Here is a 20,403-nt window from a genome sequence, read left to right on the forward strand (position 1 = left end):
TTCCTTAAGTTACCAGAGACCAACGGAGCCGCTATCCACGGCCCCCGCGAACTGAGGCGAATCCGAGTAGGCTTGTTGGCCATAATCTGACAATGACTCGTAACCGCCGCCTGAGTTCTGCGGCTGGCCGGCGATCGGGGCCGGTGCGGACGGGTAATAGTTTTCTGGATTTCCGAAGGTGGACTTTCCAAGCAGACCGCCGACGATGCCGCCGACAGGCCCTAGCAGCGCGCCCCCGAGGATTGCCCCGCCGATACCGCCAAGCAGCCCGCGACCGGTTGGGCCAAGATCATGCAGGGCCGGGTTGTTGCGCCCCATGAAGCCCGCGTTCGTCGGCGATGCGGAACGGCTGGCGCTTCGGGCTGCGCTGGCGCCGATCGGCTGAGCTGGTTTCGCTGGCTGTGCCGTCACCATCGGATCTCGATAGCCTTTCGGGGCGGCTGGCTGGGTGATCTGCGGAGAAATTGCCGCGGTCGTGATCGGCGCCGGGATATTCGGGAGAATGCCGACGTTGAGCTGCTGGTCGAGAAGGCCGCGCTGAAGACCGGCATAGCCTTGGGCTACCGGAGCCGGTGAACCGAAGCGTTCCGTATCGAACGGAGAGGCAGGAGCCGTAGGGGCAGCCGCAAGAGCCGGAGTAGCAATCTCAGGGCCAAACCTGCCGAAATCGAAAGCCGTCGCGGGTGTCGTCGGTTCTGGTCCAAAGCGTCCATAGTCGAATGCTGCTGTCTGCGCAGGCTGTTCCGGGCCAAACCTTCCTGCGTCGAACGATGGCTCATCCCAACCGAACATGCTCGTGTCATAGGTTGGAGAAGGCGTGGAAGCAGGAGAGGAACGGGAAGCGCTGGCCTGCGCCGGGGCCGTGGTCTCCGGTCCAAACCGGCCCATGTCGAAAGACGGCTCCTCATAGCCAAACAGCGACATGTCATAAGGTGCCGATGGCGCATCCAGCAGCCCGCCGCGCTCGACAGCCATCGGGGTTGGGGGGTCGATCGCCGCCATGATGCCGGTTGCCGAGGCAGACTGGCCGGGGATATCGTCCCTGAACGTCGGCGTTGGAATATTGCCGCTCGGCATGTTTTCGGCGCGGAGCGAATACTCATCGACGGAGCGCATGCCCGGAGCATTGCCGTGGTAGTGGGTGGAATTCCCCACCCCGAACGCCTGGGCGCCGGCCGCAATCATCGGGTCGATCCAGCTCGTCAGGTTTCGCGCGCTGGAATAGTTGGGGTTGGCATAGTTGACCGCGCCGCCGGCCGTACGCGGTGCGCCTTGGGCACGAGACGCCACGTAATCATAGACGGCATCCTGCGCGCGCTGCGATGCCTTGGGAGCGTTCTGGACGGAACCATAGGGGTTCAGCGACGACGGCCCGGAGATTTTCGAGAACTGCCGATCCTGATTGAGGACATCTACCGTCCGGTTCGGAAACTGTTCCGAGGCCACGCGGTTGGTGACCGTATCGACAACGGCTTGCACCATCCGCTCATATTCCGCAGGGTTGCTGCGGGCGAGCGACTGAGGCACTTCCGTATCGACGACCCTTGAGATATAATCGATATCTCGCTGGGTCAGTTGGACTTCAGCCATGGGCTTTTCACCGAGGATTGAATGTTGAGATCGTTATTCGCGCTGGCACTGTTGGCCGCGCCCGCATTCGCAGATGACAGACCGTTAGGGCCTTCGGGGGTGCCGAGCGTTGGACCGTTCCCGCTCATCACCGAAGAGTATGAGAACGACTACAAGGCAGCGGTGAAGTGCAAGGGTGTTCCGAAGGCAGGAGGCATTGTCGCAGAAGGCAAAAAGGCCATCTACTACAAGCCGGTAAAGGGCGACGTTCAGGTCATGGTTGACGAATACGCCCGTCGCTACGCACTCGATTACTGCTGGATTTGAACCGACCATATGAACCGAAAAACACGGCCATTTGATAAAACTGTCGATCTTCACGAAAGCGAATGGGCGAAAGCCGACAAGAAAGAGCCGATATTTGGTCCCGGCTCCTCATGGTTTTTCCAGGTAGTCTTGCCTACGATGGCCTTTGCGATTGCGTTCGGCTACCTGATGAATTTCATCGTTTACGGACTATTTGGCTAGAAGCCTCCGCAGCCGATCCGCCGATGAATGGCACCGTTTTATTGGTGATTGCCTGAAGGACGGGCGCATTCCCCGAAGCTGCCGCATTGCGAAGAGCGGTGACGCCGCCAGCGGCCGCCCGATCTGCCAACGCTGCCGAACCGTATCCGACCATGCCAGGGAGGAGCGCGCCGACAGGACCACCAACTGCCGAGCCCAGGCCAACACCCGTTCCGAAGGAAATAACCCCGCGTGGCGCGAACTTCGAAAGCCACTGCACAGCCTTCGGCGTCATCTCGCCCTTCGCAAGGTGGCGGACAAGGGCGGCCTCTTCCGCAGTGAAGCCCTTTTCCTTGCCATTGACGATACGGGTATAAAGCTGCGAGGCCTTGTCGCGAACGGCGTTTGCCATGCCGGATTGTGAGTAGCGGGCGGATTTCACGTCTGCCAGGTCGAACAGGTCTTCGACGAGTTCCGTCTTGGACTTCTTTGACCAGAGGTCGCGCGCCTGCTTCAGAACTTCGAAGCCCTGCACGTTGCCGGTGACATCGGAGGCCCCGGCATTGTCGGCGAACGAATCCACGATGGTCTTCATGCGCTGGAGGGTGCGAACGTCCTGCGCATCGGCGTTCTTCATCGCGAGGCCAATGGACTGGCGCAGCTCGTCGAATTCCTTGAGGGTGATCGGCTTTCCCTGAAGGTCGGCAAGATCCTGAACGACGCCGGCCGTGCGAGGGCGCAGGTTTTCATTCAGGTTGCCGGCGGCAATCTTCATGTTGGTTACAAGCCGGTCGGTGGTCTGAGGCTTGAGGACAACGCCAGCTTGATCGGCTTGGGTATAGAGTGAGTTCGAAGCGGCCGCGAGATCGTCAGTCGTCGGCGCAGCTGCACGGGATGCGCCCTTCGCCAGCCGCGTTGCCAGCATGTCGCCGACCTTGGAAGCAGCCGCACCGGTGGCGGCCCCAACCGTTGCGCCCATACCAGCCCCGGCCAGCCGCTCTCCCGGTTTGGCCTCCCCCGCCCCCATCAAGCCACCATAGCCGGCACCTTCAAGAGCAGCAGCTCCGGTGCGCCCGATCAGCGGGAGCGAACGACCAGCGAGTGTCGCGCCGCCGGCTGCTAGTGTTCCACCCGTCGCCACGCCGCCAGTGATTTCGCCGACTGCCGAGGCGACAGGGTTCTGAGAGCGCATAGCCTGCTTTCGGGCATCGAAGCCACCGCGGGACTTCTCGTAGTCGCCCGCCATGCCTGCACCCGTTGCCAGAGCCGCGTTGGCTTCATCGTCCCAGCCAAACAGCGGCGCGCGCTGGACGCCGGTTGCCGCAGCATCGATGGTCTTAGCGATCGGGCCAAGGGGGTTGTAGGCGCCTGAATAGATGCCCGAGGAATAATACTTGTCGCGGTCAGCTTTGGCCGTATCAACCTGATTTGGTGCTTCTGCTACGACACGATCGCCTTTCGGCGCGGCTTGGGACGCTTGAGCGGTGACGCCTAGATGACTGGCAATCTCATCAACGGTGCGGCTCTGCTCTTCCGGCGACATGGAGAGAAAGGCGTCATCCACCTTCACCTTGCGGCCTTCGATGTTGAGTGTCGGCATTATGGTTCAATGCTCCACTTGACGCCGGAAGAGGTGGCGCCGGTCTTGGGTGCCGCACCGGGTGCTTGACCGCCCATCTTCGACTGAGCGCGGGCCATGCCCTGACGGACAATCTTCTCGTAGTCGTTGAGGGCGGCGTCGAATTCACCTTCGGAGGTAGCCGTGTTCATGCGGGTAACTGCCGCCGTCGCTGCGCCGCCTTCCGAGTTCGAGAGGGCGCCAAGCCCGCGCATCTGCTGGATAGCCGTGAGGAATGCGCCGCTCTTGGCCTGATCGACCTTGTTCTGGAAGTCGTAGCCGCCGGTTCCGGGGATCTTGTTCCCGATGGACGAGAAGCCGGTACCGCGACCCTTATACGGGTCGTTGCGGATCGTCTGCACGAGATCAAGGGCGTTTTGGCCTGCCTGATAGTCCTGTGGTGCGGCTACTTCAGCCTTGCCTTGTGCGGTGCCAACCTCTTCCTGACGCTGCTTTTCGGCGATGTTCTTAGGCGTCTCGCGAACGGTCTCGCCTGTCCTGCTATTGACTGAAACGGTTCCGGTTCCGGTGTCAATGGTCTGGAGAACTGGCGTCGGCGAGAAATCGCCGGTATCGAGAGGCTTGAACTTGCCCCCCTTTGAAAGCTGGCCGAGGACAGTCTTGCCCTCGGCATTCTTGCCCCAGACAGGGTTCAGGCCCCACTCTTCATCGTCAGCGGAGGCCATACCGGCCGGCGGCGCAACCCACGTGCGGTTCTGAGTGTCATAGAGGTTTTTACCAACGGCCATGAGGTTGTTTTTCGGCTTCGCGGCCTCAAGCTTTTGCTGATAATACAGCTTATAGGCATCCCCGCCGGAAATAGCGCCCGACTTCACGGCCTGCGCCAATTCGGGGTTGGTTGCCTCAAGGAACTTGATGGTCTTGTTAGCCTGCAGCCCGGAGCCGAAGCCTTTGAAGCCGCCGGCAGCCTGTTCGCTTGCCGTAGCGCCGCCAAGTAGCCCGACGCCGCCCTGCAGGAGAGCCGATGAGTTATTGCGAAGGAAGTCCTGAATACCGGCCATCATTTACCTCAGAGGAAAGAGCCGAGAAGACCGGCGGTGGACGTGCCGTAGCCGAGGGCAGTTAGGAACGGGTTCTGTCCAGGCTTTGTTTGCGTCTGGGTTCCGCCCATCTGGCCGGCGCCGCTCGCAATCGCGTTCAGACGGCCGATCTGCTCCCAGGGCTTGTTCTGCTGCTCGTTGAAAATGCGGAGCTTGTCGTTCATCTGCCGGGTAGCAAGGTCCTCGTTCATGGCGCCGACGTTCATCAGGTCCGTATTAGGCGCCTGCATGCCCGTGTAGGCCGTGCCGAGGTTGCCGAGGCCCTGCTGACCCATGCCGAACAGGTTTGCGTTGGCAGCGTCCTTGCGGGCCTGGAAATTCTGATACTGCCGCGCGCCGAGATCGCCGATCGTATTTGCCATGGTCTGCTGATGGATGCCGGAACCATAGCGGCCGGCGCTCGAAGCGGACCCATTGACCGAGTTGCGGGCCTGATCGAGAACCTGCTGGAACCCCGGATCGGCGTTGATGTCGAAATTGCCGTTCGCCACCGATCGGGTATTGTTCAGCGCTTCGATCTGCGACCCGTTGAACCCGCCGTTATCGATGACGCCCTGATATTGCCCGGATAGCCCCGCCCCGCCGGAATTGGCCGTCGCCGTGTTCTGGATATTGTTCATGGCCTGGTTTGACTGAGACGACCACGGAATGACGGTCGAATCCTCGAACACCTTGCCGCCGGTCCCGGCTTTATAGAGATCCTGGGCGCCGCTAATGGCCGTGTTCAACGCCGGCTGCGCACCGGACCATGGTGCGTTTGTGCTGGTGGTGGTTTGTTTGTTGCTGCTACCGCCTGGCATTTTGCACCTCGAACGTCATCCAGAGCCCCTTTACGGGCCGGTTTAGGTATTTTGAAAGAACTCGCGGCCAGCCCGGTCGGCCTTCTGCGACCAGCCGCGATGTCCCGCCAAATTCCGCCTGTTGCATTGCAAAATCGTAGAGTTCAGCCACCCACGCGCCCATGCGGCGACCGCAAAGGCCAAGGCACTTGAACACAATCCCGGAAGGCCAGTTTTCGAACCGCCACACGGAAGCACAGGCAACGCCGCTATCGTTGAAGATCAGGATCAGGAAGGCGTTGCCTGACCGACACATCTGCCACAGATCTCCGGCAGACATACCGCCGCCGGTCTTGTCACAGCCGCGCTGCATTTCCTTGGCGATCGACGGCCAGAAGGCGTCAACCTCTGCGGGACTCGCTATGCCGATCTTCATGCGCGGGTGACGGCCAGCTCTATGACTACCGCCGTGACATGCAGCGTGTTCGCGGTTGTCGCGGTGATTGCCAGTGTCCAGCCGTTCGGGATCGGGATTTCCTGCCCCGAAAGCTCGTATGTGTCGTGCGCGGGTACCGACTTTAGGTCAAATTGCTTGACGGTCAGGCCGGCATTGTCCGTCAAGGTCAGTGTGAAGGTTGCAGCGGACGCGCTGTCATTGCAGACCAACATGCTGTTCAGCAGCCCCCGAAGCTGCGTTGACCCGGTATAGATCGGCGTTGCAGCCGTCGTGGTCAGATCGAGAATGATCGGCTTAGGCGTACCGAGCTGCGGGATGTTAACGCTCATAGCATCCCCGTTTGTGTGCCCGTCACATCGACGGCGGAAAGTGAGCTCCACACGATGCCGGCCGGAATCTTGCGGCGAAAGATATGCAGCCGAGCGTCAGTTCTGACATTCGCCAGACCGGACCTGGAGTTGACCGATACTTCTGGCCCCCACGTTGGGGTGTCGTTGAAGTCGTCCAGCGCGCCGCATTGGACCGTCCCGCCGACTGCATCGGAGATGGTTCGAACCGGATCGACAAAGGTGCGGTAGCCCGGGCTGAACTCGATTGCTCCCGTCTCGACAGTTGCCGCTTGCGGAAGGCCTGCGAAGAAGCCGAACCGAAAATCTTCGTCAAAGCCTGCGAAGGATGGACGAGCCCCACCCCATGCCGGGCTGTCGAGCGAGAACGGCAGCGCGTCGATGCTGGCTGATACCGCGTCCAGATCCTCAAGCGTATAACCGGAGGTCGCAAACACCCCGAGACCAGACACAACCGTGTCGCTCTGGAACCACCTGTCCAGTTGCCAGGAATAGCCGATGATATAGCCGTTCCCGCCCGCATCGACATAGCGCCACAGCACCACCTTGCGGAATGGATCAGCCACGCCGCGCAACTGTTCGAGGCTTCCGTCTGCCGCCACCTCCTGAATCCACTTGTCTACCCGTTCGGCGCCGATCGGGGTTCCAGACACCCCGCGGTAAAAGCCCGTGTCCGAGTAGTAGACGAAATCCCCTCGCCCGATCTCCACCAGAGACAGCGGAGCCGTGCAGCCGTTGCCTTCCATGAACGGGGAGAAGACGAACACAAAGCCGCTGTCCGGCGCAAATGTCATGGTCCTGAAGCCGCGACGGAATGCCAGGATTGCCCCGCTTCCGTTGGTGCTGACCGCCATCAGTTCCTCGCCATCCGGGAAGGAGTTGATATCCGACAGTTCTTCTCCGGGCGTCCACTGCTCGGAATTGTTGATGCCTGACCACTGAATGGCCGAAGGGTCGGTGTCGTGGTAATAAAGTGCAACAAAGTCGCCAATAACCTTGACAAACCGGGCTTTCGGTGGGTTCCCAGGCAATGGCAGGAACACGGTGCTGGAGCCGACATCGTAATATTGGGCGCCATCGTTCAGATTGGTTGCGATGATCCGGGCGCCGTAGAGGTCGAAAGACCAATCGTCGCCGTCTGGAACCGCATAGGTGCCTGTCGATACGTCCGTCAAAGTTCCGTCATTGTTGATGCGGTAGAGGCCCGTTGCAGTACCAGCGATGGTCACCTGAACGCCCATGGCCGTTCTTGCAGTGATCTCGCCCCGAGGTGCGGAACTGAGCGGGTCCGACTGCGGTGTCAGGGCTGCCATCGGCCCCCAGCCGTCAGCCGTTGGTACGACGTTCAGCGCGTTGTCGGTGGATTTGCCGCTGTAGGATGCCCGATCGGGCTCGAACAGACCGAATGGAACCCTCACGGCAGGCTTGCCCAATAGCGGGTGTTTTCGCCGCGGACCTGCAAGGCATTGTCAACCGTCAATGTGCCGCGCTTCTTCTGGGCATTCTCGCTCTTTACCTGCGCTTCGAACTCGGAAAGCATCTGCTGCCACATCGAGGCGGCCGGCATGTCCTTGACGTAGACGTTCCCCCACACGATCGACGCCGCCATATAGAGGTCGGGATGGTTCGTCAGGAACTCGTTGGTCGGTGCAACATCGGACAGCGCGAACCGGCCCTGGTAGACGAACCGTGCTGCATACGCCTGATCACAGGGGCGATCGAAGATGATATTCGTGCCCTGGATGGCCCATGCTCTCGGGAACCCGTTATCCGCCAGGATGCTGAAGGTGCCATTCGGCTGCGGGTTGATCGCGTATTCTTCCACATCCGTCAGGAACAGGGATGTCGGCTTGATCATCGTCGGCGAAAGCGCCGAGATCGAAATGGTATTGACGCCGACCGTCGCCGCAAGAACTGCCGAGGTGGACACGGGACCAAGCATCCGGTTCAACCGTGCCTCACCGAGCGTGATGCAATCCGGTACCGTTGCGGTAATGTCGGACCGCGCCATCCAGTCGGAAATGGCGGTCTGCAGTTCCGAATAGTTGCTAATTGCCATCGGGGATTCCTATCCAGGCGCGCGGGTCGCCAGTGAAGAAGCGCAGGCCGTCGTGGTGGCGGAGCTTGATGGACGGATCGAGGAAGACCTTGCCCCCGCTCTCGGTCCAAAGGCGGCAAAATCCGTAGTCTTCGCCAAAGATCTGGCCCTTGTGCATTCCGGTCGGGAAAAAGTCCTTCATTTCCCGTTCGTTTTCGTCGAGATAAGGTTCGGCCTTGATGGTCTCCAGCGCGCGGCGCGAGATCTTCAGGAATCCGCCCGGAAGCCCATCAACCTCGAACAGGTCGCCGTTCTGCTTCGGAGTGCCGCGGATATGGAAATAATCGTCGTCACGCTTGGCGCGGTAGGTGGCGCCGATCACGTCAGCAGGGCGCCTGGCAAGCTTCGCGAGTTCGCCGGCCGTCCATGAGATGTCCGAATCCACGAAAATCATGCAATCCGCTTCCGGTGTCTCCATGAAGCGTTTTGCGAGCTTGTTGCGGGCCACCCCGATCAAGGAGCATCCGACTTCCCACATGACGTAGAGGTAGACCCCCTCCTTGAACCCAAGCAATTGCTCGGCAAGGAGGGAATCCACCGTATTGACGCATGGTTTCCCGTCGATTGTCGGGATACATACGCAGATGAGCATCAGGAAATGAGGCCCTGAAGCACGAGAGCGGCGCGCACCTCGAAAAGTGCGGCGGCGATGTTGGCCGGCGTGGTCGTGCCGGCGGTCAAAGCCGCTGCGAGAGTGCAGGAAGGCCGGACAACGGCTGTCGCACCGTAAAATCCGACCTTGTCGGTGGCGGACTGACCGAGCTTTACGCCGTCAGAACCGCCATCAGAGAGCTGTTTCACAGTCATGGTCGTGTTCCTTTCTGGTTATCAGGCTGTGCCGGAAAGACGGACGGCCTGCCGACCATCGATCGTCTTGGTGCCGTAGAGAACATCCAGGCGCCACATGCTTTCGTCGCTGATGCCGTCATAGACGGGGATGACGCGAACGCTGGTGCCCTTGTAGGACTCGCGACCGACATCGACGGCGCCTGGAGGGCTGATGAGCGGCACGGAGATCAGCGCGAAGGCCTTTTCCGTGAAGATCATGTTCTGGCGATAGGAGGTCGAGGCAGTGCCGACGAACGTTACCGCCTGGTTGTTCAGATCGGTGACGCCCTGGACATCGACGTTCTTGAACGCACCATCCCAGATCATGGCCGGGGTGATGACCAGATCGCATTCGCTGCCGACGCCAACCGCGTCAGAGACGACGGTGAACATCTTCAGGAACGAGAGCGGCGCCTTGGTGACCGGATTCACATCATAGACACCGTCGATGGTGAACACGTCGCCGGCCTTGATGGTCTGCGTTGCGCCGCCGAGGGCATCGATGTGGATGGTCTGCTGGTTGGTGTCCTTCACGTCGGCATAGGTGATGGTCGAAGACGTGATGGCGAGATCGATCAGGATCGAACCGGAGCGCGAACCCGTGGTATGGGTTGCGACGTTCTGGGTCATGTACATGTCAACGCCGCCAACCATGCCGGTGTTGCCTTGACGGTAGGCCGGCTTGTTGATCGTGTCGTTGTAGAGGTTGGTCTGTGAACCGACGAGCGCCCAATGGTCCGCGGGGCAGAGAACCGACGTGCGGCCATCCTGCGGAACCGCGCCTTCATCGAGGCGTTCGGGACCCTTTGCAAAGTCTGCGAACGAGTTGATGAGCTGGCCCGGAGTTCCGACCCAATTCGGGACGTTCTTGTACAGCGCGTGCAGATCTACGTCGATCTGGTTGGCGAGCTGCACCATGGCCGGCCGAATGACGCGATCGGACAGTTCCTTGATGTTCAGGGTCAGCTCCTGGGATGTGAACTTGAAATCGATGCCCTTGCGCTTGTCCACGGTGATCGTGGTCTTGCCTTCCGTGACGTTCTGCGCCGACGCGGTTGCACCATCACGAACGGTGAAGTCAGCCGGCTTGCGAACGGAGAGCGTGTCCCCGACCGTGTAGCCGTTCACCTTCTTGGAGATGTCTTCCTCGTAGCCGCGAAAAACCTTCTTCGCCATCACGAGTTCGTTGTCGAGGATTGCGACCGCCGCCTTTGCGATAACGCTGGCGGTCAATGTCGTATTGGCCATTGCCTTTTTCCTTTGGGAGCTGCGCTAGATCAGCGCTTGTTGAGATAAGCCGCCATCTCGTCCACGCTCATGTCGGTCACGCTCTTCCGGCCCGCTGGCGATGCCTTCGGGGTTACGGTCGTCAGTGGCTTGATGGGAGCTTGGGGACGGGCTGGAGCCGCCTTCTGTTTCTGCATGGATTGATCGCCAAGCCATGCCAGGTGTAGGATCTTGTAGACCTGAGGCGTCATGGCAGCCTTGAGTTGGTCGATTGAGAAACCGACTCCCTGGGCAAAACCGACGATCTTCTTGTCCACTTCCTCGGACCACCCGGGAATATCTTTCTGCGCAAACTCCCGCGTTTCATGCAGCCGGTTGGCGATATCTCGCTCCGCTTTCGCATTACGCTCTGCCTGCGTTTTGTCGAGGTATTGGGCGACCTGACCGCGCTGTTCCTTCAACGTCTGGAACTGACGCCAATGGGACATGGCCCCCATCGGATCTTCCTGCTCAAGCTTTGACCAGTCCACGTTCTGATATTGCTGGAGCTGCTGATCGACATTCATCAGGTGAGCATTTGCCTGGATGAAATCCTGCGAGGACTGGAAGTGCTGGGCAGCCTCCTCCATCTTCGCTTCGACCGATCGGCGCATTTCCGCGACTTCCTGCGTCTTGCGGGTGTAGTCGCCACTCTTGAGATAGCCGTCCTTGAGTTCGGCCGGGATCTGATATTTCTTCCCGTCGATCTCGATTTCGGCCATTTCCGGCGCTTCTGGCAGTTCGCCTTCCGCGCCGTCTTCTCCTTCAGTCTCCGAGGCCTGCTCCAGTTCAGGCACTTCCACCTGTTCCGGCTGCACTGTCTCAGGCGCCTGCGTTTCGATTGCTGGCGTAGGTGCCAGTTCTCCGGCAATAGCCGTCATACCCTCAGTCATGAAGGTTCACTCCTTTGTCAGGTTGGTGAATGGGGTTGCGCCGCTTACCCTTGGCGCGCGGGATTCTGCTGGGGCTCTTCAGCCGCCTTGATCAGATCGACACCGAGACGCATCTGATCCATCTTCTGGTCGCCCTCGACGTCCATGCGCTTCGTCTGCGCATCGAACATCTTGATATTGTTGCCGGCCTTCAGGTCCTTGTTCTCGCCCTGAAGCTGCGCAATCGCGGCCTGCATCTCCTGCAATGCCTTCTGCACTTCCGGCGGAATCTGCTGTTGCTGGTTCATCGGGTTCATGGCCTCGAACCGCTTGGCGATCTCATCAGCGCCAGGCCAGTCGAAGTTCTTCGCCATGATGTCGGCAACAAACGGAGCGGCCTGCGGGAAGGCCCTGACCAGTTCAGTCATCTGTGCTGCAGCTTCCTCGCGGCGGGTCGTAAACGACGGACCCGAGGTCACGGTCAGGTCATATTTGCCGGCTGCGATATCATGCAGCGACATGATGGCCTGCCCGGTCTTGTCCATTTCCGGCTGACCGTCTGCCTTGGTGACCGGCTTTGGCTCCTGAGAGTTGATCGTGACAGACCGCGGCGAACCGTCCTCGCCAAGCACCCGAACGACACGCTCTCCGGTGTAAACCTTCGGAATGAGGTCGATCAGGATACGGCCGGTATGGCGAATGGCGCGGGACAGGTTGTCAATGAAGTGGAAGGTGGCAACATCCCCTTCCCGCTGGCGGGCCATGATGGCCTTGCCGCTGGTTTCGTTCGATCTCGCACCTAGGGAGGCGTCATAGAGACCAATGATGGTCTTCATGTCGTCGGAAGCGTTCAAAGCCTCCTGAAGCGCGCCGCCGGCAGGCCCGACATCAAGCGGCTGGCGCTGCGGCATCTCTCCATCGAACTCAAGATAGGAGTGGCTTTCCGTGTTCGCCGTTGCCCAACGGTCGGCATCGCTGTCAAATGTCCCCTTGCGGCCGATGAACGGCACCCGAGGGGCAAGCGCCACCAGTTCCGTCGATGTGGTGCGCCAGTAATTGAACATGCGCTGCGCATCTTTGGCATTGTGAATGAGGCTGCGGAAATACCGCTTGCCCTCGATGACGATCTCATCGCCGTAAACCGGAACGATCGGGATATATTTCCCGGGCCATTCGTTGATCTCGATCACATCGGCGCCGGTCATGATGACCTGGGTCACCTTGTGCGACTTAGTCGTGCGGGGCTCGCCGACGATCTGCAGCATGCCGGTCTCGAGACCGAGTGCGATATCCGACAGGCCCGGATCTGTCTTCAGCTTCTCGGTTTCGTAGACGATGCCGTTCGAGAGCTTGACGATCTCCTTCTCGACTTCCTCGCGCCGCCACCATTCGGCGATGAGGACAGCATCATCGTCAACCCAGCTATCCGCCTTGGTCCATGCATCGCTATCGAAATCGACGCACATGTCATTGCCGTCAGCGTTCTTCTTGTCCTTGTACCGGGACTTGTATTCCGTCTTCAGCACGCGATCGATGACGAACGCGACGTTCCAGTCAGACGAATCCGCCGCCATGCTGTTCGGATCACCATAGACAGCGAACTGGTTGGCAACGCGCTCGATGGTCAGGTCCATCTCGAACGTGTCGTCGTAGGCGTAATCCATGCCGATGCGCCAGTAACCGAAGCCACCCGACACGCTCGCCTCGATTGCCGTGTCATATGCAACATCAGCATTGGACGTATATTCGATGTTGCGAATAAGCCCGTTGATCACGTCTGCCGTATGAACGTCCGCCCCGCTATCGACCGGATGGACCTTGATCGACGGCTTGTTCTGGCGCGCATCGTTGACGACCTGGCGAATGAATGCCGGCATCTTGTTGATCGTCAGGCACGGGCGCTTGGTGATCTCGCGCTGCTTGAGGATCGCATCAGGCCACTGCTCGCCAAGCCGGGAGAACCGAATATCGTCCAAGGCTTCACGGCGATTGTCCTGCTCGGCATCCTGGCACTTTTCGAATGCCTCTCTGCCCTCAAGGAGGAGATCGTCGTTGTCTGTCTTGTCAGCCATCGTCATCCTAACCAGCCGAACTGCGTTGCCGCACGGGGGTCTGACCGTTTCTTCCGTTCAACAACGGGCTCCGCAAACGTCAGGGCCACTGCGTCCCATTCATCAGGGGACCGGACACCGCGCTTGCGCATCTGCTCTTTGGATTCGATCAGGAGATATTGGTTCGTGTCGTAGTGATACTGAGGCCCGCATGCATCAGTCTGCAGCGAATCCTCATCGGGGATGTCAGCTCCACCAGGCTCATCGAGCCAATCGCTGGAGCGCATCCACATTTCTGCTCGCCTGTTGCGAGGACCTGGCCGTCTTTCACCGTTCGGTAGAACGATCTCGGATGATTGAGGAGAGCCGCCGAAGTCGATCGGGACGACTATCTCGGAATACGGAGCGCCCCAGCTTTTGAGGATGTCGTAGACGCCCGCACCTTGACCACCAACGTCGATGAACACCCTGTCCGGCTTATCGAAGTCGATGATAGTTTTGATCCAGTTTGCACCGGCCACATTGTCGAGCTTGTGCTTGCTTTCCTTCTTGAGGAGCTTGCGACCGCGGCGCCACGCTACCGAGAACCTGTCGTCTCCGAACCGAGAAGGATCCACGCCCAAGACAAGCGGGCCGATACCTTCCAGGTTTGCCTTGCGCGCCCTGACAACCGCCTCGGGGCGAATGAAGCTGTCATGCCCGGTCATCTGGAATGCTTCGGCGGCAGTGGCTGGATACTCCTGCTTGAACAACGTCGGGTCTTTCAACTCCGCCATCTTCGCCCGACGCCAGACCATTTGCTCAAGCGTGAGCCCATAGGACCGCTGGTATTCCTGTTCTTCCTCGTCGAGAGCAAATCCGACTGGAACCGCGCGGCTGTATTCAGGCTGCCAGAACCAGGGAATGAAGATCGCGATATAATCGCCTATCCCCGCTTCTGCCTGCTGCCAGCGCTCATGAAACTCGCCGCCAACCCCGTTGGCCGTGCTTTCGAGAATGATCTCCGTCTCGGGAAGATCTGGGATGGCCTGGACGACACCGGCGAAGTGCGTTGGCGCATTAGGCCAGAAAGCCACTTCCGAACCGTGGAAGAACTGAACCGTCTGCGATCGGCCTACCGCCTTTGCTCCGGCCGTGCCGACTGCATACCCGCTGTCCAGCTTCGGGAACGATAGTTCCTTGGCATTGGCGGCGCCTGTCGCTGGCTTCACCAGTTCCGGGCAATGATCGTGGTAGCGCTCGACCATTCCGAACAGATTGTTGGTCGCATCCTGTTCATGGGTGAGGATGAATACCCGCCGGCCGCGCTTGTGCGTTGCCTTGTGATAGTACCGGCCGCCGACATACGTCGATATACCCTGCTGCCTGCCCTTGAGGATTAGGGCCCTGACTTTGCCAGTCTCGGAAAGCTGCTGCTCAAGCCGATCGTGAAGATACTGCTGCGCCTTGTTCAGCGTGAACGGCTCGACTGTGCCGGCCTTCGTTCTGATCCTCAGACACCGCGGCGCGTAGTGCGGAAACTCGTCACGCAAACGGCGACGGATTTCCTTCTCTTGATCATCCAAGTGCGTTCAGCGCGTCTTCGTGCGAGAGCGTGAGCTTGCCATCCATCGTGATGGCGCTCAGATCGGGCAGCGTCTTCCGCAAAAGGATCTCGATCGCCTTCAGTTTGCCGGTGTCGAGATCAGGAACAACTCCCTGTTCATCCTTTTCGGCTAACGCATAGAGTTGCAAGCGCTTTACGAGCTGGGTGGTCTTGATGGCCGCTCGGGTGCGCTCTTGCTGTTCAAGGCTTGGGGTGGCTGTACGGGCTGCCATTTGCACTCCCTCTCAGGTTGGTGCATGTTTGGGAAAACAATTCCACGAGGCTGGATACAACCCCGCAGATTTTGACACTTGCTGGAATGAAATTCTACCGAATTGCCCGCTTGACGCCGCTATGTGGAGGCTGGTCAAGCCTGGAACGGACGGCGCGGCATCTTCTGCCACGAGCGAAGCCTTGTTTTCACTGAGGTGGCCTGGTTTCGGTGGGCCTAGCCTTGGACTTCCGTTCCGTTAGTAGAATGAACCGCATGGAACCGGGCATATCATATATGCGCCGGCCTTGAGCTTTATCCGACCTATGCGGCAACGCCAGTTGGGATCAGGCAGCATCATCACGAATGTGTTCATGATCTGCGCCTTTCGGCTGTGGTGCGTCAAAACTGGATCAAATCCGAATGCGTTGATCTTGCTGGATCCGCTATTACTGCAGATATTCCCGTCTCTGGATCAACAAGTCTTCGCTGCCGATGTGGGCGTTTTACCTGTGAATGGGCTCGGGGAAGAGTTGAACACAACGAAGCTCTAGAAACTGCGCTAGTTCTGGCCTCTCTGCTGCTTGGCGCTCTTCACCACTATAAGCTACCGGCGCCGAAGCACCGGGCCGGAATCGAACCGGCATATTCCAAGCCCCGATATCTACCGCTTATGCGGCTTTGTTTGGCTCGGGAAGGTGGCTGACGCGATGGGCGCAGTCCCATCGTTCTATGCGAATGCCACCTATCGTCGATACAGATAACTGTCGTCTTCCCGATTGGCTTTGGAATGGCGATATCCGCGATCTTGCCTATTGTGCCCAGGGGCTTTGTTGGCAAGCAACATTCCAAACTACTGTGCGCCTTGCGCAAATCACCACTATAGCTAATCTATAGCCTGTTCGTTGTAACGGGGCAATAGGCGTCAAGCGCTCTTCCGTTTATTCCCACCGTTTGCGTAGCCCCAATTGCGGGCAAGCTCATCAAGCCCATCCTTTAGATAATCTGTAAGCGTCGTGCGCTCCCGATGGGTCTTGGCAAGCTCCTGGATGGCGTATCCTTGGCCGGCGACCTTGCTCATGATATCGTAAGCTCGATTGCCGAGGGCCTCTTGAGCGCGCTTCAGTTCAAGGCCTGCGCGGATCTGCCGTTCCGTCAACGGCTCACGGGCCCCGCCTCCATCAACGTGCTCTCGGCTGTAATCGAATGACCCGGCCCCAGCGCCGCCCATGGATTCCCACAGGGACCGGAATTTATTGGCGGCTGCCAGTTGGGATTCGTCGATATGCTTCCGAGCTGCAAGAGTGACGATCGCGCTTTCCCTGATATTGAGGCTCGCCTTGATCTTGATCGGGTTGGCGCCCTCACCGTCATGGGCCTTGGAATAATAGGGATTGTCGACATAGACGCTCTCCAGCCTTTCCTTTGACTGCCAGGTCGTCACAATCTTCTTCGGTCGTTTGGGTTTTGCCGCCGCCATGGTGTCCTCGCTGGTTATCGCCGATGATTAGCTGTAGCTACGGTGCATGGTCGTTCGCAGACTGGGCATGCGTAGGTGAGGAAAGACCCGTCCCGCTGGTCCTCGGAAAAACTGCACTCGTGTCTTTCAGCTTCGAATGTTGTGCTGCAATAATAGCACTTGAAGTCGTAGACCCGGTTTTCGGGCTTATGCCCTCTCTGAAGGATCTTCATCTCACTCTCCTTCCTTGGCCTGTAGAGCGCGTAGAATGGCTATGCAGAGGGCGATCGGGGCGGTCTTGTGATAGACTGCGAAGCCCTGATGGGGGTCCCCATCGTAGACATTTGCGGCTGTCGGGTTGATCCCCCACGTATGTTCAGGCAGCTTCAGTTCACAGAGCTTCACCGCCGCATCAATCGATGAAGTGGCTCGCAATACAGACACCTGCTGACCATCCGGCCATCGGTACATCATGCAGCCGACACCTTCAGGGGCATCTTTCAACTGCATAAATTCATGCTCAGAAAACAGCGTGGCCGAAATCATCTCGTCCAGTTCCCGATCCGGGCCTGTCGCCTTCTCTAATCTCTCGATAAGGTCTGGAATGGTCATGCGATCCACCCGTTCCGAAGCGACTGCGCCACGAGATTAACCTTGTTGTAGGCGTTGATCTTGTAGCCGGCGCGCTGGGTGACGGTCCGCACGATGTCTTGCGAGATACCCATGATGAGCCCCGTTTCACCGGCCGTCTTTCCTTCCGCTGCCCATTTGATGACTTCGATCTCCCGATCGTTGAACGGGCATTCGAAATCCTGCTGGATTTTCTGCGCTGCGATCATTTCCAAACTCCGATGTCTCTAAGCTTCTGCTGTGCCTGCTCGTCGCCCTTGATTGCCAGCGTCAGGAGCTTCATCTTCTCCGGCGCTACTGGCGGCCCTTTCGGCTTTGGTGGCGGCGGCTGTATCTTCGGCCGGCGCTGCGCTGCGATCATGTTGGCCTCGTCCCTACATCGATCGGCAAACTCCGCACAGGAAGGAGCGAAACGATTGTCTTCCCGCTTCACCTTGCCTTGAATGAAGGCCTTGGCGGCGTTCTTGACCGCGTCGGGCTCTATCCCATCGACGGCGACAAGATAGGCGCGGATCTGCATATCAACGTCAGTGCCGGCCGATGCTGGGAAACCCGAGAGCATCGCCGCGATAATCGAAACTGGCTTCAAGGTCTCTTGCGGCATCGCGGATCGTCCTCCGGTGATTGTTGTTTGCAACCGGCTGGGGCTCGTCGCTCCAGCGCTCCTGATGGAGCCATGTGGCGGGGTGGGGAATGAACTGCTGCTCTCGGCTGGCGTAATAGGCGAGCTGGCGCTCTATGCCGGCCATGATGTCTTCGAAGCTTGCAAGCTTCAGCGCGCGCTCGAACTTCGATCTGGCCGCCCCTTTGCCGATGCGGCGGGGATATGCGCGCCAGAAGGATTCGAATTGATCCAATTGCTCTTTCGTCATGCCGCTTCCTCGTTCCATTCCAGTTCAATCTTCACCATCCCGGCCTTTTCGATCGGGCCTGCCTTTTCGATGGCGATCTTCCATTTGCTGTCGTCGATGCCCACCGCCATCGCGATTCCGTCGCCCGACGCCTTCATGCTGGAAAGCAAGTTGTCGAGGTCGAATTGCCGACGGCTCGGAGGGTAGAAAGTGTATTTGACCGACAGCGCTTCGGCCTCAATCTTGCCGAGGCCAACTTCGAGCGCCGTATAATAGGCAACATTCTTCGCGGACTTCTTTGCTCTCGCCAGAGATGACCAATGAACTCTGGCGTTGGGAGAAAGAACTCTTGAAGGCCATGGGAGGAAGAATTGCGCCGTGGTCATCTGGCAGCCCTCGCCTGCCGATTTTCAGCACGCTGGCGCCGCATGTATTCGCGCATGTAAACCTTGCGCTCTTCTTTGCGCTTATCCTGCCAGTCAGCCTTCTGCAAAGCTATGCGCTCTCTGCTCCTAAGCAGGTGGATAAGTTTTTCCACCTCAGCCTCAGAGCTTTTGAAATAGGCGGCGATCTGGATGTAGTCATTACCCATGCGGAGCATCTCAAGCGCGTTCATCTTGGCTGTCTCTGTGGTGGAGAGGGTCATGCTGCCTCGCATGCTTCATCAGCGATCGAGGACTCTGCCGCGTGGCAGAGCAATGAACATTCGATGTTCGCCTCGGTTTGATGGTTGCCTCGATCTGGCGCGAGATCATCAAGGGTGATGCGCGTCCCGTCTTTCTCGCGAAAGAACCCGGAGCCTGGGCCTAGCTTACGTTGCAAGGCAGCCATCCGCTCGAACACATCCGGGAAATCGACGCGGATCTTGTTCCAATACCCCATGCCGCCCTTAGGGCAGCCGATGCAGTTGTTATTTCGGTATCCGAGCTGATACATGACCGGCAGGACAATTCCTGCTCTTTCGATCATCGCTAAGCAGTCGGCCTTACCGAGGCCAGCGTCTATGAGAGGCGTTTCAAGAGTGATCTCGAAATTTTGCGCCCTGAAACTCTTCGCCCTGGCTGTTTCCTCTGCGGTATAGCCAAACACGAGTATATCGTCAGGCTTTGAGAAAGCGTAGGTCGGCGCCCGCTTCATCTCTCCAGTGCACGGCGCTCCCTGACGGGAGGTGATAAAACTCTCACCTTCCCATACCTCCCACGTGTCAGCGTATTTCTCTGACTTAAGAGTGATGATCTCGTGGTTGAACCAGCGTTGGCAATCGGCCAGGAACCGGGCGTTGTCAGGATGCTCGCTCCCCGGGTTGCTGTACGTGATGACGACGCGGTCGGGATCGTATTTCCGAAGCGCTAATTTCGTAGCGACTGCAGACGCAGCGCCACAAGAGAACCTGCAGACGACACGTGGTTCCATTTTTCCGCTGGTCTCTGATACTGTCATCCTCATGCCTCGTTGATATGCTGTTTGAGGGGTGGGCTTAGGAAGTGGTGGAGTTCAGACAGGGATCGCCATCCACTTTTTCGGCACGTGTTCGTACAGCCGGCTGTCCGTGATCACGTTCAGCCAAGGCCTATCAGTATTGGCGAATGGGCCTTGCTCCCATTTCCCGGAGAATGGATATCCACCGTAAGCTCCTCCGCTGAGGAGAATGACAGTGCCGTCTCGCGGGGCGGTCTGCATTGGCAGCCACGCATCTGGCTGATCATTCCCGTTGAACTCGCCGTCTTCAGTGGGCAGAAACTGCGGCCGGGATGCCACCGCAAGAGCGGCGCGCTCGATCGCAGCGGTGATGTGTCGGTGCGCGACTGCTTCAAGATCTTGAACCGTGATCAACAGCGTGTCGGCGTCATCTGGGGAAGGCATCTCGTCCAATTCGCATGCCGCGAGAACGATCGCCTTAGCGATCTTGTCGGCATCGATCTCCATCAAATGTGCAGAGCCCGCTGTGTCTTGCTCTTGCTTATCGGTCATGAGAACGCCTTTCGTGCTGCCTCTGTCCGTGCTCTAATCGCAGTGTCGATGTTTTTGCGAACCTCCTCGACCGGTACTCCGGATTTCACGGCCACATCGACAAGGCAGAATGTCAGAGCCGCCAGCGCATCCTCTGGATCATCGGGCAGCACTTCGGTTATCCGTCCCATGCCTTCGACGACGTTCTTGATGTTTACCATCGTTGGTTGCTTATCGGTCATTGTCTTGGTTCCTTGTCCTGTG

At 58.9% G+C, this 20,403-nt stretch carries 26 protein-coding genes; 1 reads left to right on the plus strand and 25 read right to left on the minus strand.

Going from position 1 to position 20,403, the window contains the following annotated elements; translation table 11 throughout:
* Positions 1-9: 9 nt before the first annotated feature.
* Positions 10-1,590, minus strand: coding sequence for a cell wall hydrolase (locus tag AC1DLT_RS17985; protein ID WP_477487621.1), 1,581 nt, complete (start codon positions 1,588-1,590; stop codon positions 10-12).
* A 21-nt stretch (positions 1,591-1,611) separates the two neighbouring features.
* Here AC1DLT_RS17985 and AC1DLT_RS17990 point away from each other — a divergent pair, with 21 nt between their 5' ends.
* A complete protein-coding gene (locus tag AC1DLT_RS17990; RefSeq protein ID WP_477487622.1) occupies positions 1,612-1,896 on the plus strand; it encodes a hypothetical protein in 285 nt (94 codons plus the stop codon).
* A 175-nt stretch (positions 1,897-2,071) separates the two neighbouring features.
* Here AC1DLT_RS17990 and AC1DLT_RS17995 read toward each other — a convergent pair whose 3' ends face one another.
* The 24 genes from AC1DLT_RS17995 to AC1DLT_RS18110 all read right to left on the minus strand — a co-directional run bounded on the left by AC1DLT_RS17995 (position 2,072) and on the right by AC1DLT_RS18110 (position 20,381).
* Positions 2,072-3,676, minus strand: a complete 1,605-nt coding sequence (locus AC1DLT_RS17995) for a hypothetical protein (RefSeq protein WP_477487623.1) — start codon at positions 3,674-3,676, stop codon at positions 2,072-2,074.
* Positions 3,676-4,716, minus strand: coding sequence for a hypothetical protein (locus tag AC1DLT_RS18000; protein WP_477487624.1), 1,041 nt, complete (start codon positions 4,714-4,716; stop codon positions 3,676-3,678). Before AC1DLT_RS18000 ends, AC1DLT_RS17995 begins: the two co-directional genes overlap by 1 nt.
* A gap of 8 nt (positions 4,717-4,724) precedes the next feature.
* Complete coding sequence (locus AC1DLT_RS18005) at positions 4,725-5,483, minus strand: hypothetical protein (RefSeq protein ID WP_477487625.1); 759 nt, start codon at positions 5,481-5,483, stop codon at positions 4,725-4,727.
* A 58-nt stretch (positions 5,484-5,541) separates the two neighbouring features.
* On the minus strand, positions 5,542-5,970 hold the full coding sequence (locus AC1DLT_RS18010) for a hypothetical protein (protein WP_477487626.1): 429 nt from the start codon (positions 5,968-5,970) through the stop codon (positions 5,542-5,544).
* Positions 5,967-6,320, minus strand: a complete 354-nt coding sequence (locus tag AC1DLT_RS18015) for a hypothetical protein (protein WP_477487627.1) — start codon at positions 6,318-6,320, stop codon at positions 5,967-5,969. The genes AC1DLT_RS18010 and AC1DLT_RS18015 overlap by 4 nt, the downstream gene beginning before the upstream one ends.
* A complete protein-coding gene (locus AC1DLT_RS18020) occupies positions 6,317-7,771 on the minus strand; it encodes a hypothetical protein (protein WP_477487628.1) in 1,455 nt (484 codons plus the stop codon). Before AC1DLT_RS18020 ends, AC1DLT_RS18015 begins: the two co-directional genes overlap by 4 nt.
* Positions 7,753-8,397: a phage adaptor protein gene (locus AC1DLT_RS18025; RefSeq protein ID WP_477487629.1), complete on the minus strand. Its 645-nt coding sequence runs from the start codon at positions 8,395-8,397 to the stop codon at positions 7,753-7,755. The genes AC1DLT_RS18020 and AC1DLT_RS18025 overlap by 19 nt, the downstream gene beginning before the upstream one ends.
* On the minus strand, positions 8,387-8,974 hold the full coding sequence (locus AC1DLT_RS18030; protein WP_477487630.1) for a hypothetical protein: 588 nt from the start codon (positions 8,972-8,974) through the stop codon (positions 8,387-8,389). The genes AC1DLT_RS18025 and AC1DLT_RS18030 overlap by 11 nt, the downstream gene beginning before the upstream one ends.
* A 53-nt stretch (positions 8,975-9,027) precedes the next feature.
* Positions 9,028-9,243 (minus strand): hypothetical protein, encoded by a 216-nt coding sequence (locus AC1DLT_RS18035; protein ID WP_477487631.1) that lies wholly within the window; start codon positions 9,241-9,243, stop codon positions 9,028-9,030.
* 21 nt (positions 9,244-9,264) lie between these two features.
* The gene (locus tag AC1DLT_RS18040) at positions 9,265-10,512 is read right to left on the minus strand and encodes a P22 phage major capsid protein family protein (protein ID WP_477487632.1); all 1,248 of its coding nucleotides are present in this window, start codon (positions 10,510-10,512) and stop codon (positions 9,265-9,267) included.
* 29 nt (positions 10,513-10,541) lie between these two features.
* Complete coding sequence (locus AC1DLT_RS18045) at positions 10,542-11,411, minus strand: hypothetical protein (protein ID WP_477487633.1); 870 nt, start codon at positions 11,409-11,411, stop codon at positions 10,542-10,544.
* A gap of 56 nt (positions 11,412-11,467) precedes the next feature.
* Positions 11,468-13,474: a portal protein gene (locus tag AC1DLT_RS18050; RefSeq protein ID WP_477487634.1), complete on the minus strand. Its 2,007-nt coding sequence runs from the start codon at positions 13,472-13,474 to the stop codon at positions 11,468-11,470.
* Between the two features lie 2 nt (positions 13,475-13,476).
* Complete coding sequence (locus AC1DLT_RS18055; RefSeq protein WP_477487635.1) at positions 13,477-15,018, minus strand: terminase large subunit; 1,542 nt, start codon at positions 15,016-15,018, stop codon at positions 13,477-13,479.
* Positions 15,011-15,271, minus strand: coding sequence for a hypothetical protein (locus AC1DLT_RS18060; protein ID WP_477487636.1), 261 nt, complete (start codon positions 15,269-15,271; stop codon positions 15,011-15,013). Before AC1DLT_RS18060 ends, AC1DLT_RS18055 begins: the two co-directional genes overlap by 8 nt.
* Positions 15,272-16,174: 903 nt before the next feature.
* Positions 16,175-16,729, minus strand: coding sequence for a hypothetical protein (locus AC1DLT_RS18065; RefSeq protein ID WP_477487637.1), 555 nt, complete (start codon positions 16,727-16,729; stop codon positions 16,175-16,177).
* A 213-nt stretch (positions 16,730-16,942) separates the two neighbouring features.
* Positions 16,943-17,320, minus strand: a complete 378-nt coding sequence (locus AC1DLT_RS18070) for a hypothetical protein (RefSeq protein WP_477487638.1) — start codon at positions 17,318-17,320, stop codon at positions 16,943-16,945.
* Complete coding sequence (locus AC1DLT_RS18075) at positions 17,317-17,547, minus strand: helix-turn-helix transcriptional regulator (protein WP_477487639.1); 231 nt, start codon at positions 17,545-17,547, stop codon at positions 17,317-17,319. The genes AC1DLT_RS18070 and AC1DLT_RS18075 overlap by 4 nt, the downstream gene beginning before the upstream one ends.
* Positions 17,544-17,858, minus strand: coding sequence for a hypothetical protein (locus AC1DLT_RS18080; RefSeq protein WP_477487640.1), 315 nt, complete (start codon positions 17,856-17,858; stop codon positions 17,544-17,546). The genes AC1DLT_RS18075 and AC1DLT_RS18080 overlap by 4 nt, the downstream gene beginning before the upstream one ends.
* A gap of 7 nt (positions 17,859-17,865) precedes the next feature.
* Positions 17,866-18,210, minus strand: coding sequence for a hypothetical protein (locus AC1DLT_RS18085; RefSeq protein ID WP_477487641.1), 345 nt, complete (start codon positions 18,208-18,210; stop codon positions 17,866-17,868).
* A complete protein-coding gene (locus AC1DLT_RS18090; RefSeq protein WP_477487642.1) occupies positions 18,207-18,575 on the minus strand; it encodes a RusA family crossover junction endodeoxyribonuclease in 369 nt (122 codons plus the stop codon). The genes AC1DLT_RS18085 and AC1DLT_RS18090 overlap by 4 nt, the downstream gene beginning before the upstream one ends.
* Positions 18,572-18,835, minus strand: coding sequence for a hypothetical protein (locus AC1DLT_RS18095; RefSeq protein WP_477487643.1), 264 nt, complete (start codon positions 18,833-18,835; stop codon positions 18,572-18,574). The genes AC1DLT_RS18090 and AC1DLT_RS18095 overlap by 4 nt, the downstream gene beginning before the upstream one ends.
* Positions 18,832-19,629 (minus strand): hypothetical protein, encoded by a 798-nt coding sequence (locus AC1DLT_RS18100; RefSeq protein WP_477487644.1) that lies wholly within the window; start codon positions 19,627-19,629, stop codon positions 18,832-18,834. The genes AC1DLT_RS18095 and AC1DLT_RS18100 overlap by 4 nt, the downstream gene beginning before the upstream one ends.
* Before the next feature lie 54 nt (positions 19,630-19,683).
* Positions 19,684-20,160, minus strand: coding sequence for a hypothetical protein (locus AC1DLT_RS18105; protein ID WP_477487645.1), 477 nt, complete (start codon positions 20,158-20,160; stop codon positions 19,684-19,686).
* Positions 20,157-20,381 carry a hypothetical protein gene (locus AC1DLT_RS18110; RefSeq protein WP_477487646.1) on the minus strand — a complete coding sequence of 75 codons (225 nt, stop codon included), beginning with the start codon at positions 20,379-20,381 and terminating at the stop codon, positions 20,157-20,159. Before AC1DLT_RS18110 ends, AC1DLT_RS18105 begins: the two co-directional genes overlap by 4 nt.
* Between the last annotated feature and the right edge of the window lie 22 nt (positions 20,382-20,403).

The organism is Neorhizobium sp. 05N33 (assembly GCF_056397445.1).

Bases quoted from the DNA above. Each gene is read 5' to 3' on its own strand.
- AC1DLT_RS18065 (WP_477487637.1), bottom strand. From the start codon at position 16,729: ATGGCGGCGGCAAAACCCAAACGACCGAAGAAGATTGTGACGACCTGG.
- AC1DLT_RS18010 (WP_477487626.1), bottom strand. From the start codon at position 5,970: ATGAAGATCGGCATAGCGAGTCCCGCAGAGGTTGACGCCTTCTGGCCG.
- AC1DLT_RS18060 (WP_477487636.1), bottom strand. From the start codon at position 15,271: ATGGCAGCCCGTACAGCCACCCCAAGCCTTGAACAGCAAGAGCGCACC.
- AC1DLT_RS18015 (WP_477487627.1), bottom strand. From the start codon at position 6,320: ATGAGCGTTAACATCCCGCAGCTCGGTACGCCTAAGCCGATCATTCTC.
- AC1DLT_RS18050 (WP_477487634.1), bottom strand. From the start codon at position 13,474: ATGGCTGACAAGACAGACAACGACGATCTCCTCCTTGAGGGCAGAGAG.
- AC1DLT_RS18105 (WP_477487645.1), bottom strand. From the start codon at position 20,160: ATGACCGATAAGCAAGAGCAAGACACAGCGGGCTCTGCACATTTGATG.
- AC1DLT_RS18110 (WP_477487646.1), bottom strand. From the start codon at position 20,381: ATGACCGATAAGCAACCAACGATGGTAAACATCAAGAACGTCGTCGAA.
- AC1DLT_RS18000 (WP_477487624.1), bottom strand. From the start codon at position 4,716: ATGGCCGGTATTCAGGACTTCCTTCGCAATAACTCATCGGCTCTCCTG.
- AC1DLT_RS17985 (WP_477487621.1), bottom strand. From the start codon at position 1,590: ATGGCTGAAGTCCAACTGACCCAGCGAGATATCGATTATATCTCAAGG.
- AC1DLT_RS18095 (WP_477487643.1), bottom strand. From the start codon at position 18,835: ATGACCCTCTCCACCACAGAGACAGCCAAGATGAACGCGCTTGAGATG.
- AC1DLT_RS18085 (WP_477487641.1), bottom strand. From the start codon at position 18,210: ATGACGAAAGAGCAATTGGATCAATTCGAATCCTTCTGGCGCGCATAT.
- AC1DLT_RS18025 (WP_477487629.1), bottom strand. From the start codon at position 8,397: ATGGCAATTAGCAACTATTCGGAACTGCAGACCGCCATTTCCGACTGG.
- AC1DLT_RS17995 (WP_477487623.1), bottom strand. From the start codon at position 3,676: ATGCCGACACTCAACATCGAAGGCCGCAAGGTGAAGGTGGATGACGCC.
- AC1DLT_RS18080 (WP_477487640.1), bottom strand. From the start codon at position 17,858: ATGCAGATCCGCGCCTATCTTGTCGCCGTCGATGGGATAGAGCCCGAC.
- AC1DLT_RS18090 (WP_477487642.1), bottom strand. From the start codon at position 18,575: ATGACCACGGCGCAATTCTTCCTCCCATGGCCTTCAAGAGTTCTTTCT.
- AC1DLT_RS18045 (WP_477487633.1), bottom strand. From the start codon at position 11,411: ATGACGGCTATTGCCGGAGAACTGGCACCTACGCCAGCAATCGAAACG.
- AC1DLT_RS18100 (WP_477487644.1), bottom strand. From the start codon at position 19,629: ATGACAGTATCAGAGACCAGCGGAAAAATGGAACCACGTGTCGTCTGC.
- AC1DLT_RS17990 (WP_477487622.1), top strand. From the start codon at position 1,612: ATGTTGAGATCGTTATTCGCGCTGGCACTGTTGGCCGCGCCCGCATTC.
- AC1DLT_RS18035 (WP_477487631.1), bottom strand. From the start codon at position 9,243: ATGACTGTGAAACAGCTCTCTGATGGCGGTTCTGACGGCGTAAAGCTC.
- AC1DLT_RS18075 (WP_477487639.1), bottom strand. From the start codon at position 17,547: ATGATCGCAGCGCAGAAAATCCAGCAGGATTTCGAATGCCCGTTCAAC.
- AC1DLT_RS18070 (WP_477487638.1), bottom strand. From the start codon at position 17,320: ATGACCATTCCAGACCTTATCGAGAGATTAGAGAAGGCGACAGGCCCG.
- AC1DLT_RS18040 (WP_477487632.1), bottom strand. From the start codon at position 10,512: ATGGCCAATACGACATTGACCGCCAGCGTTATCGCAAAGGCGGCGGTC.